This is a genomic window from Vibrio sp. 1-2 (7-a), from assembly GCF_013048515.1.
GTDB lineage: Bacteria > Pseudomonadota > Gammaproteobacteria > Enterobacterales > Vibrionaceae > Vibrio > Vibrio diabolicus.
The window spans coordinates 722,469-741,849 of record NZ_VHSQ01000001.1 but is presented as its reverse complement, the minus strand read 5'-3'; the positions used below and the strand labels follow the sequence as shown (position 1 = coordinate 741,849).

Below are 19,381 nucleotides of genomic sequence, written 5' to 3'. Positions count from 1 at the left end.
AGTGGTGTTCAGCAGTTTCCCTCTTGGTGGCCCGTTGGCCACCTTTTTTAATTCCTTTGAGTGACGAATCGTTAGGCTTGCTTCTTTTCGCAGGCAAGCAAACCATAATGAACCTCGACCCGGTTGCGACCATTGCGCTTCGCTTGGTAAAGCACTTCGTCTGCTCTCGCCATGGTTTCTGAGACGCGTTCATTTTGCATTTGGGCAACGCCAATGCTGCATGTTAATGATTCACCGTGTACCCACAAATGACTCTCCACATTTTTGCGAATCATTTCCGACTTCTTCACAGCTTGATCAATATTGGTGTCAGGGCAAAATACAACAAATTCTTCTCCCCCCCAACGAACAAGTCGGTCATCTGGGTAGATGGAACTAGCCACCACCATGACAAATTCGCGCAATATGTCATCCCCCATTTGGTGCCCAAATTTGTCATTCACCTTCTTAAATTTATCCAAATCCATATAAAGGATACTGAATGTACTATGCCCCCAGCGAACTTGGCGTGATTGCTGCTCAAGCCAGTGCTGAACTGCGTGACGGTTCATCGCTCCCGTCAACGCATCGCGATGCGCCAACTCTGCAAACTCATAGTTTTGAGCTCGCAACGTACCATTCACCTTCTCTAAATGACGATGACGTTTTTTCGCTTTTTCATAAGCGACTCGATTTTTTCGTAATTCGTGCAGCGAAAATGCAAGTCCAAGCGCCATCCAAGAGAGTAAGAGCGCATACAGTAACGTTTCTTGTGCAAGGTAAGCGCCTTCAAACTCAATTTTATCAATCACAATTTTGTGCTCGCCAAGTGCCGCACCAGATCCGGTCGCGATATCAATACGTGTGATGTTTGAAAATTCAGGTGCAGAGTGTTCAATCGCGACTTTGTTGTCTACTAACCACCACGTCATCACCTGTAAATTTTTAATCGGAATTTCGATGATGTCGTTTGAACCGGACGGAGAAAACTGCATGCCATTGTATTTAATAGTGTACTCGTCGTCTGGTTTGGAATACTCAGGGTTATAGTTGCGCAGATATAAACGCAAATCATGGCTCGGATTGGGCCCCACCCCCGCCTCTTCATATCTCACTTTCAATCGAATCGTATGGTAATTGGAAAGGTCAATCCCCTGTGTTGGCGTTGTGGAATCGGTATAAACAGAGATTCCGCAATAAGGCCAAGCATACGAGCTTTGCTTTAAGTCACAGCTGAGAACTAGGCTTTGCTTATCGTAAATAATATCAGCCTCACTCAAGCCACCTTCGCTGGCGTCTTTAGTCGCATAGATATTGAAATGTTCTGGTGTAATGGTCAGCTTTCGTGTATCGCCAAGAACACTATAAAGCGCAACCAAACTAATAGTGCAAATAGAGAGGGCAAAGATAAATTTATGGATCCACTTCATGGGCGAGTGACCTGCTCAGCTTATATACAACACAATGTACTCAATAATTTTTCGAACTTCAAACAAAGTCATTTATCAAGAAACAAAATTACTTTTAGTCTTCGTTCTTACTTTCGATACATGGTAACGTGTTTTGAACCGTTATCACGTTTTTAAATCTCTCAAAAATGCGGTTCACTTGTTATTTGCGAAGCATTTCACAGCCGTATTTCCTAACCCATGAAGGCCAGTGCATAACATTTCAGAGCGATACATTTCGCTTTAATGTGCCTGTCAACCCTGCATCTCATCACCACTTCGGATATACTGTGCAAAAACACAATAATGAGTAATGTCATGTCATTAATTGCAACTGGTACGCTAAATAAAATGCGTGCATCTCTGGACGGTGCTGTCAGTTACCGTCTACCTGTTGGTGAGGAAGAAATTGATCTATCGCCGTTTCTGGGTAAAACGCTCACACTGACTCACACGGGCAATATTTTTTGTTGCTCATGTGGTAAGAAAACGAAAAAGAGTTATTCGCAAGGCCATTGTTTTGTCTGTATGAAAAAGCTAGCAAGCTGCGATATGTGCATCATGAAACCAGAGACTTGTCACTACGACCAAGGAACTTGTCGCGAGCCACAATGGGGCGAAGAGAACTGCATGGTGGATCACTTTGTCTACCTATCCAATACATCCAGCTTAAAAGTTGGTATCACTCGTCATACGCAAATCCCAACTCGTTGGATTGATCAAGGTGCGACTCAGGGTTTGCCAATTTTTAAGGTAAAAACTCGTCATATCTCCGGTTTAATTGAAGTTGAACTGGCGAAACACATCGCAGATAAAACCAATTGGCGCACACTGCTGAAAGGCGATGGTGAACCAATGGCACTGCAAGAGCGTTTTGCTGAGCTATTGCCTTTAGTCAAAGACAAGATTGCTGAGATAAAACAGCAATTCGGTGAAGATGCAATTGAAGTATTAAGCGAAAGCATTACCGACCTTAGCTATCCGGTGCAACAGCACCCAACTAAGATCACCTCGCATAATTTCGATAAAAACCCGGTTGTTACTGGTACTTTGCAAGGCATCAAAGGTCAATACCTCATTTTTGACACTGGCGTGATCAACGTAAGAAAATTCACTTCCTATGAAGTGGAAGTAAGCGCCTAGTTTTATATGTAGCTGGTTTATTGAAATAAAAACGAAAAAGCTCGAGTTTGACTCGAGCTTTTGTTTTTCTATCAGGAAGATATGATCAGTTACGCATCAAGGATGTTTTCTAGTACATCGAACAACATATCGACTTCTTCTATTGTGTTGTAATGCATGCAACCAATTCGTACCACACCACCCGACTCTTCTAGACCAAGTTGACGAACTAAGCCCAGCGCATAAAAGTGGCCGTTCCAAACACAGATGTTGTGTTCACCCAGCGTTTTCGCGATGAATTCTGGAGAATATCGGTCGAATGTTAGCGCAAAAGTTGGTGTGCGGAGTTGGCTATCTTCTTTCGCAATGCCAAATAGATTGACACCATCTAGTGCACTCAGACGCTGTAAGAAACGCTCACTCAAGCGTTGCTCATGTTGTTTATACAATTGGTAACTTTGCTCCAATCGTTGACGAAGAGGTAGACCGGCTTCACCAAATTGAGCCAGATACTCAACCGCAGCAACGACACCAGCAAGACCTTCAAAACTTTGCGTTCCCGTTTCAAATCGGCCTGGGCCAATATTGGTAGCAGGCTCAACTTTGTACGGACGAATACTGTGCAGCCACTGGTCGGCAATGTAAGCAACACCAACGTGCGGTCCAAAAAACTTGTAAGCTGAGCAAGCTAAAAAGTCACAACCTAACGCTTGAACATCAACCAAATGATGAGGCGCATAATGGACGGCATCCACATAAACTTGTGCCCCAACATTGTGCGCCATGCTGACTACTTGCTGTACATCCACAATAGAGCCCGTCGTGTTCGATGCATAAGTCACAGCGACAAGGCGCGTTTTATCAGAAAGAAGGCGGCTTAAATGCTCCATATCCAGCGTACAATCTTCTTCGTTGATACGAACTTGATGAACCGTAACGCCTTTATCTTCTGCCGCTTGCTGCCAGCTGGATACATTTGAATAGTGATCCAAAGCGGAAACAATGATCTCATCTCCTGCTTGCCAATCTCGACTAATCGCGCGACTAAGCTGAAAGGTTAGTGAGGTCATATTGGCACCGAAGACAATATTGCCAGACGACGGCGCGTTTAGCAGAGCTTGCGCTGACTCGCGTGCATTTTGCATCACGTCAACCGTCTTTTGGCTAGAAAAATAATGCCCGCCTAAGTTGGCGTTGAAACGACCTAAATATCCCACCATGCTGTCTAGCACTGATTGAGGTACCTGTGACCCGCCTGGACCATCAAAAAACGTCACAGGTTTGTCGTTATGGTATTGAGCGAGCGCCGGAAACTGCTCCCTGATCAGATTAAGATTGAAGTTCATTGCGCTTATCCGTAGCCGTGAGTACAAACACATCCATATGACCCGCTTCATCATCAATGACAGAACGGATTGGGCACGCATTGTGCCACAGTTTACTGTCTGCCAATATTGCAACCTCACCCGTTTCTAACACCTTACGGAAAAATGGGGCTTGGTTATGACTGCTGTACAGCATGATGTCACCACCAATGATGTTATGACGTCCTACGCCAACCATTGCAATGTGATCAAAACCGTCTTGGTGCACACCTTCAGGTGCCACTTGAGTTTCTTCTTCTAGCGCTGTGATTCGGATTTGGTGAATTTCTATTTCCTGGCCGTTAGGCAAATGATTCGCATTGACAAACAATTCGCACATTTCTCGGAAACCATCACTGGTGAGAATATCCTTCTCAATCGGCTCAAATTGTCTTACAACATCACCTTGGAATCGGTTGATATCAGACGATTGAACAAAGCTGTTTTTGTTTAAGTCAATGACTTTGCCGTTATCAAAACCAACCACAGAATAACGTCTTAGTCGATACTGACCATCTGCATGCTCGGTACGAGGCAGTTCTTCAAACGATGGGGAAAGCTGCTCAATTGCTGCCATGCTGAGCTGTGTTAAATGCAGAGTATTCTCACGTGAATGTAACATCATTGTCTCCTTTAATGAGGCACATTAATTAACATTTAATTTACACACTAGGTTACGCAAATATTCTGTAATTGCCAGCTTTTAACGTTGATAGCTTCAACAAAACAACAAAAACAACACAACAAACCAATCCAAAGCAAAAATACAGAACCATGTTTCAGTTTTGCGCTTTGGCGATATTTGAAACTAGACTTCTCTACTACGAATAGAATTTTATGCTAGAAGTCAACGTTCTTTATCAATCTTTAGTGGGTTCTAATCTATAACCAATTATTCGATCACAATCGTTGTTTATGCTTTTAAAGCACTAAGAATTTCCATACAATCGAGGGAAATGTTCAGCCCTTTTTGGAGCCATAATGAGCGACGTAAAACATTGTAAACTATTAATTCTTGGTTCTGGTCCAGCAGGATACACAGCTGCCGTCTACGCAGCGCGTGCCAACCTAAACCCTGTGCTTGTGACGGGAATGCAACAAGGTGGTCAGCTAACCACCACTACTGAAGTTGAAAACTGGCCCGGCGACGCTGAAGGTCTGACAGGTCCTGCATTGATGGATCGCATGAAAGAGCACGCCGAGCGTTTCGAAACTGAGATCGTGTTTGATCACATCAACGAAGTAGAACTATCACAACGCCCATTTCGTTTAAAAGGCGATTCTGGCGAGTACACATGTGACGCATTGATTATTTCTACGGGTGCATCAGCAAAATACCTTGGCCTTGAGTCTGAAGAAGCATTTAAAGGTCGCGGCGTTTCTGCTTGTGCAACCTGTGACGGTTTCTTCTACCGTAATCAGAAAGTTGCAGTTGTGGGCGGTGGTAACACTGCTGTTGAGGAAGCACTTTACCTATCTAACATTGCGTCAGAAGTTCACCTGATCCACCGCCGCGATTCATTCCGTGCAGAGAAGATCCTTGTGAAACGTCTGATGGATAAAGTTGAAAGCGGTAATATCGTTCTTCATACCGATCGAACTCTCGATGAAGTACTTGGCGACGACATGGGCGTAACTGGCGTTCGTATTAAAGACGTCAACACAGGTGCGACTGAAGACCTTGAAGTGATGGGCGCGTTTATTGCGATCGGCCACCAGCCAAACACACAAATCTTTGAAGGCCAAGTAGACATGAAAGATGGCTACATCATCGTTAAGTCTGGCCTAGAAGGCAACGCTACACAAACTAGCATTGAAGGTGTATTTGCAGCAGGCGACGTTATGGACCATAACTACCGTCAAGCTATCACATCAGCAGGTACAGGTTGTATGGCGGCATTAGATGCTGAGCGTTTCTTAGACTCACTTGGTGACAAATAACTTTTCACATTTGTGTCATATCCTTAAAGCCCAGCGGTATTCCCGCTGGGTTTTCTTTTGTATACTACCGCCTCATTAAAACAATTATCATTAAGCCTTCACGATGGATAAGAAAAAGCAAAGCAGCTTGAATAAGTGGCTTAAGCAACAAAGTAAGTTAGCCAAGCGCTGGCTTATGATTGCGATAGGCCTAGGCGTACTTTCAAGCGTGTTTTTATTGGCTCAAGCAGCCCTGATCGCCTCCATTCTGCACCAGTTAATCATTGACCAAGTCGACAAAGCCGACCTCATTTGGCATTTTGTTGGGCTTGGTGGCACGGTTATCGGTCGAGCTGCTTGTACCTGGGGTCGAGAGCTTGCCGGTTACCGTTGCGGTGAGCAAATTCGAGTTTATATTCGCCAACTCATTTTAGATAAAGTTCATAAACTTGGGCCTGCTTACATCAAAGGCAAACCTGCCGGCAGCTGGGCGACGCTCATCTTAGAGCAGGTAGAAGATATGCAAGATTTCTTCTCTCGCTACTTGCCTCAGATGTCATTATCGGTACTAGTGCCTTTCATTATTTTGGTTGTCGTATTCCCAGTAAACTGGGCGGCAGGCTTGATCTTCCTAGTCACTGCACCACTGGTGCCTATTTTCATGGCACTGGTTGGGATGAAAGCCGCAGAAGCAAACCGTAAAAACTTTAAAGCGATGCAGCGTTTGTCCGGTCACTTTTATGACCGCTTGCAAGCAATGACGACCATTCGCTTATTCGATAGAACAAAATCTGAAACTGAAACTCTGAAGGGTGCTTCGGAAGTCTTTCGTACTCGTACCATGGACGTTCTGAAAATCGCGTTTCTATCTTCTGCGGTTTTAGAGTTTTTCACTTCCATTTCTATCGCAATTACCGCCGTCTACTTTGGCTTTAGTTATATCGGAGAGCTCGATTTCGGCTACTACGGCACTGGTGTTACGCTGTTTGCTGGTTTGTTCATTCTGATTCTTGCGCCAGAGTTTTATCAGCCATTACGTGATTTGGGCACTTTCTATCATGCGAAACAGCAAGCGGTTGGCGCAGCAGAAAGCATTGTCGAGTTTCTGGATTTAGAAGTCGATCAAGTCAAAGATGGCACCCAAGCGTTAGATAAGAGTAGTCCCATCCATGTTGAAGCGGACGAGTTAACCATTTTTAGTCCGGAAGGTAAGCAGCTCGCAGGTCCCCTATCCTTCTCTCTTGAAGCCAACAAAAGTACGGCTTTAGTTGGACCAAGTGGCGCAGGTAAAACAAGCTTGGTCAACACCATCCTCGGTTTCATGCCTTATCAAGGTAGCTTGAAGATTAATGGTTGTGAATTGTCACAACTGGATCTAGCCACATGGCGAGAGGTCGTAAGCTGGATTGGTCAAAACCCGATGCTATTACATGGCAGCATTCGAGATAACGTCACGTTAGGCAAACACAACATTCAAGATGCAGACGTTCATTCTGTTTTGAATGACTCTCATGCTGCTGAATTTGTTGAAATGCATGGGTTGGATTACCCGATATCTGACCGCTCTGGTGGTTTATCTGTCGGCCAAGCCCAGCGTTTAGCGTTGGCTCGCGCTATGCTACAAAATGGTCGTTTTTGGTTATTAGATGAACCGACCGCAAGCTTAGATGCTCGTAGTGAAAAACTCGTCATGGAAGGCATTAACAAGTACGCACATGCCACAACGAATTTGATAATTACTCACCAGTTGGCACCTTTACAAAGCGTATCGCAAATTCTTGTTATGCAGGACGGCCAGATTGTTCAATGTGGTGATTACGACACACTGTCGACAGAAGATGGCTTATTTAAAGACATGTTGGAAGCGAACCTCGCACAACGTGAAACAGACAAGGGGAACTTAGATGCGTGATTTACTCCCTTATCTAAAACTCTATAAGAAACATTGGTTTGGTCTTTCTCTAGGTATGCTATTGGCATTTCTGACCTTAGCTGCATCTATTGGCTTATTAACGCTATCGGGTTGGTTTATTTCAGCCGCAGCGGTGGCAGGCTTGACGGTTGCTCGTGAGACCTTCAACTACATGTTACCAGGTGCCGGGGTACGCGGCGCTGCAATGGCTCGAACCGCAGGTCGATGGGGAGAACGTGTCGTCAGCCACAATGCGACGTTCAAGTTACTTACCGATCTACGTATCTTCTTCTTTAAGAAACTTGCACCACTGATTCCGGGTCGTGTCTCTACGATGCGTGATGCTGATCTGCTCAACCGCCTAGTGGCGGACGTTGACGCGATGGATCACGTTTACCTTCGACTTATCAGCCCTGTCGTGATTGGCATTTTTGGCATATTGAGTTTAACGGCTGTCCTGGCGTTCTTTGATTGGCATCTCGCGCTGCTGCTTGGCTCGATTCTTACCGTCATGTTGTTTGTATGGCCAGTGTTGTTCTATAAACTTGGTAAAAGTAATGGCGAGAATCTCACTCATCATAAAGCGCAATTGCGAGTGGCGACTCTGGACTGGCTTCAAGGCTACAGCGAACTGAGTATCTTTGGAGCAGAAGAGCGTTATCGCAATCTCATTCTAGAGAAGCAAAAGCAGCTTTTGTCTAATCAGTTTGTGAACGCGAATTTAACGGGCATGGCTTCAGGCCTGCTTATGCTTGTGAACGGTCTTACACTGGTTGTGATGCTTTGGTTTGCTGCAGACGGCGTAGGAGGTCGTGCTCCTGATCCTTGGATTGCGTTGTTTGCATTTGCAACGATGGCAAGTTTTGAAATTTTGATGCCTATTGCGGGCGCGTTCCAGTACCTGGGTCAAACGTTGACTTCTGCTCGTCGTTTAAATGAAGTAATTTTGGCTGAACCTGACGTTGTCTTCCCTGAGCAATCAAAATATAAAGACACAACGTTAGACATTGAATTCGACAACATTGACTTCACTTACCCTGACGGTCAGCAAAAGGTGCTGAAATACTTGTCACTCTCACTACCGTTGGGCACTAAAACAGCGATTGTAGGTCAAACAGGTTCAGGTAAATCAACACTGATTCAGCTTCTTTGTCGCTACTGGGATGTAAACCAAGGTGAAGTTCGAATCGGTGGTACAAAGCTGCAAGATTGGAGCGAGTCTGACCTGCGAGAAGCAATGACAGTGGTAAGTCAACGCGTTGATGTACTGAATGGAACACTGCGTGACAACTTACTTATGGCCGCTCCAGAAGCAAGTGATGAGCGACTGTCTGAGATTCTTCAAAAAGTCGAACTTGGTGGCCTTCTTGAGGCTCCAGGGTTAGATGCTTGGTTAGGCGACGGTGGTCGTCAGTTATCTGGTGGTGAGAAACGCCGAATCGGTATCGCTCGCGCATTGCTACGTGATGCCCCAATCCTACTCTTAGATGAACCGACTGAAGGCCTCGATAAGCGTACGGAACAAAAAGTGATGGCGCTTTTCAATGAGCACTTTGCTAATAAGACAGTGGTATTCATTACACACCGACTTATAGAATTAGAAAACATGGATAGCATCTGTTTGATGGAACAAGGTGAGATCATCGAGCAAGGCGATCATCCAACGCTACTCGCTCAGAAAGGTCGTTACTACCAGCTATTACAGTCTCTATAACACCATTCCTACATTTAAGACAACTAAAGCCAGTAGCGACCCCTATCGTTACTGGCTTTTCTATCTTACTCCAGTATACCTGTGTGCTTATCACCGTGAGTTAAACTGCAGGACAACAGAGTTAACTATCCATCACAAAAAATCAAATTGTAATATAAATTTATCAAAAATCTGGTGTACTCTCAAACTTTTTCTGATCTACTTCTGAGCACTTATATACTACGATTAGTACACACAACTTAGATAACACTCCTTGAACTATGTCTCTAAGCGCATATATAGCCACAAAAAATTCTGCAATGCTCATCCAACTTGTACGACCACTTTCCTAGCTCATAGTTTCAAAGCTGAGAATAAATATAAATTTATTCTTCAAGACTTTTTATTTACAATAATATCATTAACTTAGACTCAAGACGTGCAAAAAAATACACTCAACAAAACCGTTAAAATACATAGACAATAATTAACAAGGTATAACAATCATTACTAACATAAAAACTACGCTTTACTTATAAATAACCATTCAGATAGAATCAAATAATTAAAGCCAGTTCAATTTTAAGTCAGAGTCATTTCTATGAAGTTTTCTTCTTTTATAAAAAAAACAAGAGCTAATCTTTCACTTTCACAAAACGAAATCGTAGATAAATTGATATCCGGACACAGTAAATTTTATAATTTAAATACGACGACCTATAACAGATGGGAAAATGATCACACAACACCTTCAACATTTAAGATATATTTAATTTTAAGAATATTAGAGTTGGACGTGATCGACTCTTATAAGAAGCTATCGTTAAGGTTATCAAATTCAAAATTAAAGCCATTCATTGATCTTATTAACTATTTAGATAATAACCAGAATCGATTTAGATTACTCTCCTCAACTCTCCCTCAACTTGAGGAGTTCAAAACATTTGATAAGAGCAACTATTCAGATAGCACCGAGCTTTTAACTAAAATCAAAGGTTCTATAAATAATATTATCCGTCAGTCTGAAACTAAAGCAAGTGAGAAAGACATAGAACATATTATAGAAATGCAGAAGGCAAGAACCATCGTCATTACTGCATGCAAAAACCATGATACCGATACCTATACTGCACAATGTGCATGGATATACTTAAATACCTCATTTGAAAAAGATTTTATATCTATTTTCAAAAAAAAAGAGTTACGATTAAGAGATTTAAATTTCGGAAATAGAGAACAAGAGTCATTCATATTTTCTATCCCAACATCTCTACACAGTGGTATTTGGAATCACTACTTTATAAAGGAGTTAATAAAAGAAACCATAAATAACCCTCCTAAAAGGATCTATGTTTTTTGCTTAAACTCTGAGGCATTAAGATTATACTTAAACTTGGGGTTTAAAACGGTAGCATCGATATCTAACCGAATTAAAATTAATAGTAACATTAATGAGATTGTTCAATATGGCAAGACATATCTATTGAGTATCGAATACGAAGATTTTATTTCTCACCACGGCGTAATCCAGTTTATCAAAGAATCATAACCACTCAAAAAAATAGCCCTCCATATGAGGGCTATTTTTATTAATCATTATATTTTGTTAAAATTTCAACATGCCTGTTTTTTTTGCGGCCACTTTTCGAATCGTTAGAATATTTAGGCTCTAATTCACCTTGGCCGACCGCAGTAATTAAACTCTCATCTAAGCCTAGCTCAACCATGTACGTTTTGACAGCCAGAGCGCGTCGCTCAGACAGTGTTTGGTTGTACTCTTCACTGCCAGAATTATCAGTGTGTCCAATAACACTGATTACCATACCCTGTTTTTTCGGCATTCTGCTAACAAAATCGCGAATGGTCTCTTTGCCCTGATCTGTCAGTTGCGCGCTGTCCAAATCGAAAACGGTATCTTCATGCAGTTCAACGAAGACATAACTATGAGGCAACACTTGTTCTTCGTGTTGCGCCAATGCATATGACGCCACTTTCTTGTTGTTATCAAACCCATAAGTTAATGACAAATTGATGCTGTGTGCGTCGATATCTAAGCTAGGAGCCGCTTCAACTCCTCTGGTGTATTGGTAGCTGACACCTGTTGACCAATTTTTGGACAGCCAGTAATGTCCACCGACTTCAATTAAAGGCACGATATTTGATGAGCGACTTGAACCTGAGATGGCACCACTTGTTTCTGTCCACGCATACCCTAAGCCAGCACGTGCAAACAAGCTGGTGTTTTGAGTAATGTAGTGATCATAACGAAGGCCGGTTTCGAGAATATCAACAGAATACTCTTTCTCATCCAATTGCGCATCGCCCCAATAATGATAACCGATATCCCAACTTACATTGTCGGTAAGCTGAAAGCCCGTAAAGACGCCTAGGTTGTAGGCATTAGGGCGAATTTGATGCGACTGGTCATCATCCAAAATCTGATAACCACTTTTTACGCCCACAAATAGATCATCAAAAAGAGAAGCGGTGTCATCTTTTGCCATCACATTGTTTGCCATCAGAGCAACAAGCAACGCCATGCTGTGTTTTGTCATACTTTATACCTGTTAGAAAAATAGACACCTCCCTCAGGAGGTGTCGTCGTGATTATGGATAGATAAGTTCGACTGTCATCTGTGCATCAAACTTGCCGGGCTTAATTGCGCCGCCCGGGTAAGCAGGTTTGAAAAAGGACGCCCAAAACTGCATTTTAGGTTTGGCATCCGCCGACAAATCAAAACTGAATAACTCCGCAATCGGCGAGTTAAAAGTCGGCACAGGCATCACCCCGTCTTTCCCATCAATAACAACAGAAACCGCAACATTGTCAGCGGCATTTGCGCCGTCGTTTTGATTCAGCAATAAGCCATGAGGTTTGCCGTCATAGACTTCGAAGGACGTCGCACCTGACGTGAAGAACTTCACCGTCGGTTTGTATGTCCCACTGACTCCGGTGCAATCCATACCGATTTCAAATGGTTTGGTGGTTGAAGGCAAAGGGCCTGTTGTTGAAAACTCTTTGGTGTGCACAGTACCAAGATCGACGGTTTGTGTCGGTTGGGTAATTTCACAAGATGCGGTCCAGCCCCCAAAGTTAGTGACAATGTAGTTTCTCGCCGCAGGTGAGCTCAGCATATGCACCAAATGCGTGCCACCGTCACCGCTGCCAACCGTTTTCCCGTTGTCGTGATACACAAACTTAAACGGGTACAAGTTATTACGAATGCTGTCTATTACATTGCGCGGAGCTGACGCTTTTGCTCCAGGCACTTTCTTCCAGGTGATATTGACATCTACGGGTAACGTCCCTTTATATAGCCCCGTACCTTTTGGCTTTTTACGTGTATTTTCATCTTTACACGTTCGGCTGCCGTCAGTAACCAGCGGGCCATCACCAACTTGATGCGCACCAGTTAAAAGCCCTCCGTCTGCACAAACACTCAAGAACTCACCAAAGTTAATGTTGTCCACTTTTCCTTGTTCAGGACTGAACACATGGCCTCGGAACGTGACTTCTGCTCGTACCGCCGCCTCTGGCACCAGCAGTTTGTTGTAACAATATTGCGTGCCATCAATCGCAAGCGGCTTCCATCCCATATCTTCTGAGCATTGCATTTCTATCCCCACACCTTGGGACTTAATCATGTACTCAGCCCATTCTGGTTTTGGTGTGTAAAACGCCGTTTGTGTACTTTGAGTTGTGCAGGCCTGAGTCACACCGGATGTCCAGCCCACTCTGCTGCCAGATGTATTGTGGTTGCGACAATCCGCACCATCGGGACTGGTCAGCAGTAGCGGCATATAGAGCTTATTCCCACCAAAGAGGATCTCGTTAATGCCGTTGACCAAGCTGCCTAATCCTCCGACCAAGCCACCTACAACATTATCGCCTAATGCATCACCCAAGTAGCCTAAACCATCTCCGATACCATTTAACAAATCTGTAACGGTCACGCCTAATGCTTGGGCAATTTCACCCAGAATGTTACCTAACCCACCCAAAACGCCACCTAGAATCCCACCGACTAAGTCACCTAAGCCCCCTAAAATGCCACGTGGGCCACCTAGCAAATCGCCTAGAATACGAAACTGCGCTTCCTCATTGGGCGCATTTTTTAGTTGCGTATACAGCTTTTGACGCTCCTGAGGGCTAAGAGAACGAATTTTATTTTGAACCATATCGATCAAGCGTTGCCGGAACTCGATCTTTTGTTCCACCGTTAAGCTTGCTGCCCATTCACGCAGTGCCTGACGTTTATCGCTGATGCTTTGACCAAGTGCTTTTTTAAGGCGAGCTTTATCTTCTTCAGGCAGTGTACGTAACTCCTCTACCACTTTGTGACGCAGCTTTTTCTTTTGCTCTGGCGTCAGGGATTCCAGCCTTTTCCTTAATTGCTGTTTGTCGTCTTTACTTAACGTTTGATATCGTTTCTGAAGTTTTTCCAGCTTAGATTGATTATTTTCCAACGCGAACGTGGTTTGAGATTGAAATATTAGCGTCATTGCGATTAGCAACGATGCCTTATAACGATTATTAATTTTCATAGACATTCTCAAAAATTATTTAAATCATTTTCGTTATTATAATTTTCGCCCCCTCTCCGATAAGAAGAGGGGGGATGATTTATAGGTAATTATATTTTATTTGTATCCGGCTATGGATAAACCATTTCTATGGTAATATCCGCTTCAAATTTACCGGTGGTAATAGGATCGGCGGGCCAGATTGGCTTATAAAATGCCGCTAAAAACTTCAAATTAGGGCTATCATCTTCTTCTAGATTAAATTCCTGAGGATATTCACTAGGCGGGCCATAAAACGCAACCGGTTTTTTCCCTGTTGGTAAATCATAATACACCGCGATACCGACGTTTTTTGCAGCATTGGCGTCGGTTAAACGGTTATGTAAATACCCTGTATTTTCACCATTATATAATTCTCCCCCAGTCGCCCCTGCTGAAATTATCCTTATCGCGGGTTTATAATCTTTTTGTGTTCCGGTGCATGACAAACCAATTTTAAATGGTTTAAACGTCGATTCTAACGGGCCCGGCGTTTTGAAATCTTTGGCATATACGGTGCCTAAATCGACCGTTTGTTCTGGTTGATTGATTTCACAGCTTGAAGACCAGCCCGGAAAACTGGTTACGATGTATCCTTGTGGATAGCCGGGATCGAGCATATTTACGTGTAGCACCCCACCAAACAACTCGTCTTTTCCATCTTGGTATTCGACCTGAAACGGGTGAAGGTTGTTTTTTGCGATATCATCAGCGGTGTTGCTCGTCGCCTTCCACTGGTAATATTTCATTGGGTCTAACATCTTCCACTCGACAGTTACATTAACAGGCAGATTACCTTTGTAATAGCCATCACCTTCATAACAGTCGCCGGATGTGCCCGCACCAGCGCAGTTATCATCAATCCACTGACCGCTGCCCCCAGTTAAGCCCGTCAAACCCTCAGCTTTGTACATTTCCCCCATGTCCATATCTTGCTGACCATTGTTCAATGTTAAAGAATAATGTTTACGACCAAAGGCCGTTTGAATTTCAGCTTTAACACCCGCGCCCGGAATGTCTGGGCTAGTACAATACTCACCTTGCTGAGTCCAGCCCGGAGCACAGCTCAGCTTGGCTTTAATATGTGCATAGCGCACCATATAAAGTGCCCAATCCGGGTAACGCACATACATGGCATTGGTGAAATCTTGTGTTCGGCAACTGATCGTTTGCCCTGATGTCAGGAGTTGCTGCTCACCACTTTCGTTAACACTGCGGCAGTCTGCACCATTTGGGTTACGCAACAACATCGGCATATATAAACGTGTACTGGTGTCTACATTCGTTACTTCGTTCAGATCAGCTGCGATATCACCTAAGCCTGTAAATAGTGCCGCTAACTCGCCGCCTAATAATGTTTCGCCGTATCTTTCCTCGATTTCTTGGCCAAGACTAGTGAATAGCTTCGACCATTGGTCAAGGGTCAAGTTATTTAATAGATTTAAAACCTCTCCCCCACTCACACCATAAGTAACATTGTCTAATCGGCCAATAGCGCTACTGATTAAAGCAACACGTTCTTTCGGTGATTTGGATTTTTTAATGTTATTATAGAGAGTGACACGTTGGCTTTCTGACAGTGCTTTTATTTTATCTTCAACACGCTGAAAAATTTGTTGTTTAATTCTAAATTTTTCTTCATTACTTAGTTTAGAAAACGCTTTAAACATTGACGACACTTTAGCTTCAGGCAAGTGAGCAAGGCCATCTAGTAAGCGTTTTTTATCTTCCGCAGATAATGTGTCAAATTTTTCTTTGAGCTTACCTTTAATATTTTCTTTTTGTTCTGGTGTTAAACTCTTTATTTTATTTTTTATGTGTTCTTTTTGCTCGGGAGTCAATTGCGATAGCTTTTCTTTGACGACCATCATCTGTTCATTATTCAATGGAGCAGAATGAGAGACAGACGTTACAGCGAGGCAACACAAACCCATTAATGCTAAAGCGCGACTTTTAACTAATATCATTAGCGACACCTAATACACGTTTATTTGTATTTATGGAGCCGGTTATCAGCTCCATATTCAACTAGAGGTTATTGACAATGAACGGTCTTTTTAACAATGCCTGATGAGTCTGCGTTTAACTCATTTGATAGGTCATAGTTAATTGTACAAATATCTTTGCCCCATAGAACATTCAATGTGCCTTGCTTCTCTAGTCCAGATAGATACACAACGCCATCGTTACCTACGTAAGATATTTCGTTATTCACATCTTCTGGTGTTTTAACAATCGAACCAAATGGAACGGCTTTCCCTTTATTCTCTACCGTGAATAGCGCTTTATAGCCTGTTTTAACGTTAAACTTGGCTTTAACAATCGCACCTGCCGTTGGAACAACTTTAGTGATTGTGTTTGTCGCTTCCATGTTTTTGCCTAGTGAATCAGAATCAATCGCGACCTCGTTCGCTTGATAACTGTTCACATAAGGGACCACCGCATAACCTGACCCATTGGTGTCAATGCCAGTGCCGTTTTCGATATGAACGTCTTCTGCCTGGTTCGTATCCACTAACACTACGCCATTGTAATCCGCGCTGTTAATCGGTTGAGACATGGTCACCCCGTCAGAGTGGACGATTACAGCACCGCTCGCACCATAGCTGACTTGAGTACTGTCTTTACGGTGGCTGACTGTCGCGTTCAGATCAGCATGATTACCAGTGTAACTGGTCGATGCCGAGATGCTGTCATTACCTTCGCCATCTTCTGCTGTTGCAACAATGCTGTAAGATAAATTGTCGTCCTCTAACGCTGTATTTGTGTACCCAGCACGCTGAATCGTATGATCATTGCTGTCGTTACTGATGGCGTAATCAACATAACCACCGTCGAACCATCCCTCAAGAGGAACACTTACATTCAACATTACTTGACTGTCATCAGAGTAAGCAGTCGAATCCATCATCGAGTAGCTTAATGAATATGAGACTCGATCAAAATTATTACTGTAGCTGGCCGTTAAATTACGGTCGATATTATCACTGTCCCAGTACTCTTGTTGGTAGCCGTAAACCGATAGACTACCCCACTCACCATCATTGATCTGTTGGTTAAAGCTAAGCTGTAATTTTTGTTTTTTACGCTCATCAAGGCCCCACCAGAAAGTGTTTGAGCCTTCATTTTCAATCAGTAGATCTTCTAGAGTGTAAAAATCCTCCGTTGAATAGCGATAACTAGCTAAGTTGAATGAAGCGCCAATCTCCTCAATGTCTTTCGAGTAGTTAATACTGTACGATTGACCTTGCGTGTAGCCTTGGCCTTCGACATCAGCAATGGAGTGTGTTACGTCGCCAGTTAATGCACCAAAACGCCCCAGACTCAAACCAAGCCCTAATGCAAAAGCGTTGTAATCTTCGGAGGTTTGTGCGCCACCATACACAGTCAAACCATTTGAGATACCATACATCGCACTTGCTTCAGCGACAATCGCATCAGAATCTACGCTACTCGCATCATATTGACCAGCAGCAACTGTGTATTTAAATTGACCTTCACGAACCATATTCGGAACGCTGGAGAATGGTTGAATAAACGTGCGCTCTGAACCATCTTCTTCTCTGATTGTGACAACAAGGTCACCACTTAAAGAGGTTGGGTAAAGATCATCAATCACGAATTGACCCGGAGACACAACGGTTTGATAAATGACCGAACCGTCCTGCTCAACGGTTACCTTAGCGTTGGAATTTGCGATACCGTGGATAACAGGAGCAAAGCCTCGTTGACTTTCCGGCAGCATGGAATCTTCAGTAACAAGCTGAGCACCAAGAATTTTGACGCTGTCAAAAATACTGCTACGAGTACTGATGTTACCTGCTTCAAATCGGCTGTTGAGACTTTTTACATCGTGAAATACTTTTGTTCCTAAGTCATTCCACTCTTCAGTATCGTTATACGCATCGTAGTTATAAGTACTATAATTACGAATACGCCAGCCTTTATAGTTAAAGCCTGTTCTTAAGTTCGCATAGTAACTATTATTTGTGCTCTCACCGTCATACCAACCATTAATACCTTGTAGGTTATAATTGAGCATGAATGCCGTAATACCATCATCCCAAGATTCTGGATTCACCCAACCTTGCTGCTCGCGTTCCATGTAGATCTGAGGAACATACAAATCCAGTCTTTGCTTTTTGGAGTTAAACTTATAAATAAAATTAGGAATGTAGTTTTCCCAATCTGTTATTGTTTGTTCATCTGCTATTTTTTTAGTCGAGGTAATATCATCAACTTTTACGCCAAAGTTTCTTAATGACTTTTTATTGATGATTGGTCTCAACTCTACCGAATCACTAATAGACTCAAATTCAATGTCAGTTGTCGATACATAATGATTATTTACATATAAGTCAACGTTATATACACCAGGCAACATACCACTATCGGCATTTAGAAACACTTCTAAGTTTTCCGCTGAAGTCACTGTATCATTTAATTCCAGAGCCCCTAAATTAAACCTCCCTACTTCAGCATAGGAAGATAAAGAATAGCAGCAAATTGCAACCGATATTGCAACCTGAGTCATTTTAAACATGATTTACTACCTTCGAAAAAGCACAACTAATATAGCTGTGCTGATTTTATATGACTTTACGATTATTATTAATTAAAGAACTTGTTCTTTTTCTTCGGTAATTGCACCGTAATCATTAATGGCTTTCCAAGTAACCTTGCTATTATTATTCACCGTATCGTTACTAATAGGAAATGCAATATGACCTTTTGGTGGTACCATTTCATAACTCGTATCAACGACGATACCATCCACTTTTAACTCAAAAAGTGACACATAAAACGGCGATGGATTGCTTATAACCAATTCATCATTTTTGTATTCAAATGTAATTTTTTCAAAACCGTCGCTGCCATTTGGATACTGTTCAATGAGCATAGCTGGACGATAAAATAATTTGACACGGCTCTTAACCGCGATATTAAGGCTATTTCCTGAGCGAGTTTCATGAACACGAGGAATAGACTTTACGTTAACCCAATAAACTGATTCTCTGTCCTGAGGTAAATCAGTTCCGGCTGCGACAACGCGTAATTCGTTTTTTGTTCCGGCTTCAGACTTTACTAACGGAGGAGTGACTAAGAACGGGGCTTTGGTTATTTCTTTTTCTTCACCCGACACTCCTTTGTTATCAACCCATGACTGAACTAAATAATCGCCATCTTCAGTGGAGTTGCTCACAACAAATTTTGTTTGATCTTGGTTCCCATCAAAAATAATACGGGTGGTGCCAACACTAAAACCACCGGCATACGTTAGCGAACTAAACAAAATCATAAATGCTGATATTAGTGTTTTACATTTCATCACATATTACCTTGAGTTATTTCGCCTCCATGCGAACAGTGTCTTCACTGA

The 19,381-nt window shown here is 42.8% G+C and carries 13 protein-coding genes; 5 read left to right on the top strand and 8 right to left on the bottom strand.

Going from position 1 to position 19,381, the window contains the following annotated elements; genetic code table 11:
- Positions 1-71: 71 nt before the first annotated feature.
- Complete coding sequence (locus tag FKN08_RS03340; RefSeq protein WP_114322450.1) at positions 72-1,409, bottom strand: GGDEF domain-containing protein; 1,338 nt, start codon at positions 1,407-1,409, stop codon at positions 72-74.
- Positions 1,410-1,745: 336 nt separating this feature from the next.
- Between FKN08_RS03340 and FKN08_RS03335 the strand changes: the two genes are divergently transcribed.
- Complete coding sequence (locus FKN08_RS03335; RefSeq protein WP_170891344.1) at positions 1,746-2,570, top strand: DUF2797 domain-containing protein; 825 nt, start codon at positions 1,746-1,748, stop codon at positions 2,568-2,570.
- 89 nt (positions 2,571-2,659) lie between these two features.
- Here FKN08_RS03335 and FKN08_RS03330 read toward each other — a convergent pair whose 3' ends face one another.
- Positions 2,660-3,895, bottom strand: a complete 1,236-nt coding sequence (locus FKN08_RS03330) for a cysteine desulfurase-like protein (RefSeq protein WP_170891343.1) — start codon at positions 3,893-3,895, stop codon at positions 2,660-2,662.
- Entirely contained in the window at positions 3,879-4,535 is a 657-nt protein-coding gene (locus tag FKN08_RS03325; protein ID WP_005393193.1) for a 2OG-Fe dioxygenase family protein, read from the bottom strand. Before FKN08_RS03325 ends, FKN08_RS03330 begins: the two co-directional genes overlap by 17 nt.
- Before the next feature lie 359 nt (positions 4,536-4,894).
- Here FKN08_RS03325 and trxB point away from each other — a divergent pair, with 359 nt between their 5' ends.
- The 4 genes from trxB (at position 4,895) to FKN08_RS03305 (ending at position 10,987) form a co-directional block, all read left to right on the top strand.
- Positions 4,895-5,854: a thioredoxin-disulfide reductase gene (gene trxB, locus FKN08_RS03320; RefSeq protein WP_005393195.1), complete on the top strand. Its 960-nt coding sequence runs from the start codon at positions 4,895-4,897 to the stop codon at positions 5,852-5,854.
- Between the two features lie 103 nt (positions 5,855-5,957).
- A complete protein-coding gene (gene cydD / locus FKN08_RS03315) occupies positions 5,958-7,745 on the top strand; it encodes a cysteine/glutathione ABC transporter permease/ATP-binding protein CydD (RefSeq protein ID WP_170891342.1) in 1,788 nt (595 codons plus the stop codon).
- Positions 7,738-9,459, top strand: coding sequence for a cysteine/glutathione ABC transporter ATP-binding protein/permease CydC (gene cydC, locus FKN08_RS03310; RefSeq protein ID WP_170891341.1), 1,722 nt, complete (start codon positions 7,738-7,740; stop codon positions 9,457-9,459). Before cydD ends, cydC begins: the two co-directional genes overlap by 8 nt.
- Before the next feature lie 580 nt (positions 9,460-10,039).
- Positions 10,040-10,987: a helix-turn-helix transcriptional regulator gene (locus FKN08_RS03305; RefSeq protein WP_170891340.1), complete on the top strand. Its 948-nt coding sequence runs from the start codon at positions 10,040-10,042 to the stop codon at positions 10,985-10,987.
- A gap of 40 nt (positions 10,988-11,027) precedes the next feature.
- On the opposite strand, the gene FKN08_RS03300 is transcribed toward FKN08_RS03305, so the two are convergent.
- The 5 genes from FKN08_RS03300 to FKN08_RS03280 all read right to left on the bottom strand — a co-directional run bounded on the left by FKN08_RS03300 (position 11,028) and on the right by FKN08_RS03280 (position 19,330).
- Positions 11,028-11,993 carry an OmpA family protein gene (locus tag FKN08_RS03300; RefSeq protein ID WP_170891339.1) on the bottom strand — a complete coding sequence of 322 codons (966 nt, stop codon included), beginning with the start codon at positions 11,991-11,993 and terminating at the stop codon, positions 11,028-11,030.
- Positions 11,994-12,045: 52 nt separating this feature from the next.
- Positions 12,046-13,983 (bottom strand): fimbrial protein, encoded by a 1,938-nt coding sequence (locus tag FKN08_RS03295; protein ID WP_170891338.1) that lies wholly within the window; start codon positions 13,981-13,983, stop codon positions 12,046-12,048.
- A gap of 110 nt (positions 13,984-14,093) precedes the next feature.
- Positions 14,094-15,968, bottom strand: a complete 1,875-nt coding sequence (locus tag FKN08_RS03290; RefSeq protein ID WP_170891337.1) for a fimbrial protein — start codon at positions 15,966-15,968, stop codon at positions 14,094-14,096.
- A 68-nt stretch (positions 15,969-16,036) separates the two neighbouring features.
- Positions 16,037-18,544 (bottom strand): fimbria/pilus outer membrane usher protein, encoded by a 2,508-nt coding sequence (locus tag FKN08_RS03285; protein ID WP_170891336.1) that lies wholly within the window; start codon positions 18,542-18,544, stop codon positions 16,037-16,039.
- 72 nt (positions 18,545-18,616) lie between these two features.
- Complete coding sequence (locus tag FKN08_RS03280; RefSeq protein WP_170891335.1) at positions 18,617-19,330, bottom strand: molecular chaperone; 714 nt, start codon at positions 19,328-19,330, stop codon at positions 18,617-18,619.
- Between the last annotated feature and the right edge of the window lie 51 nt (positions 19,331-19,381).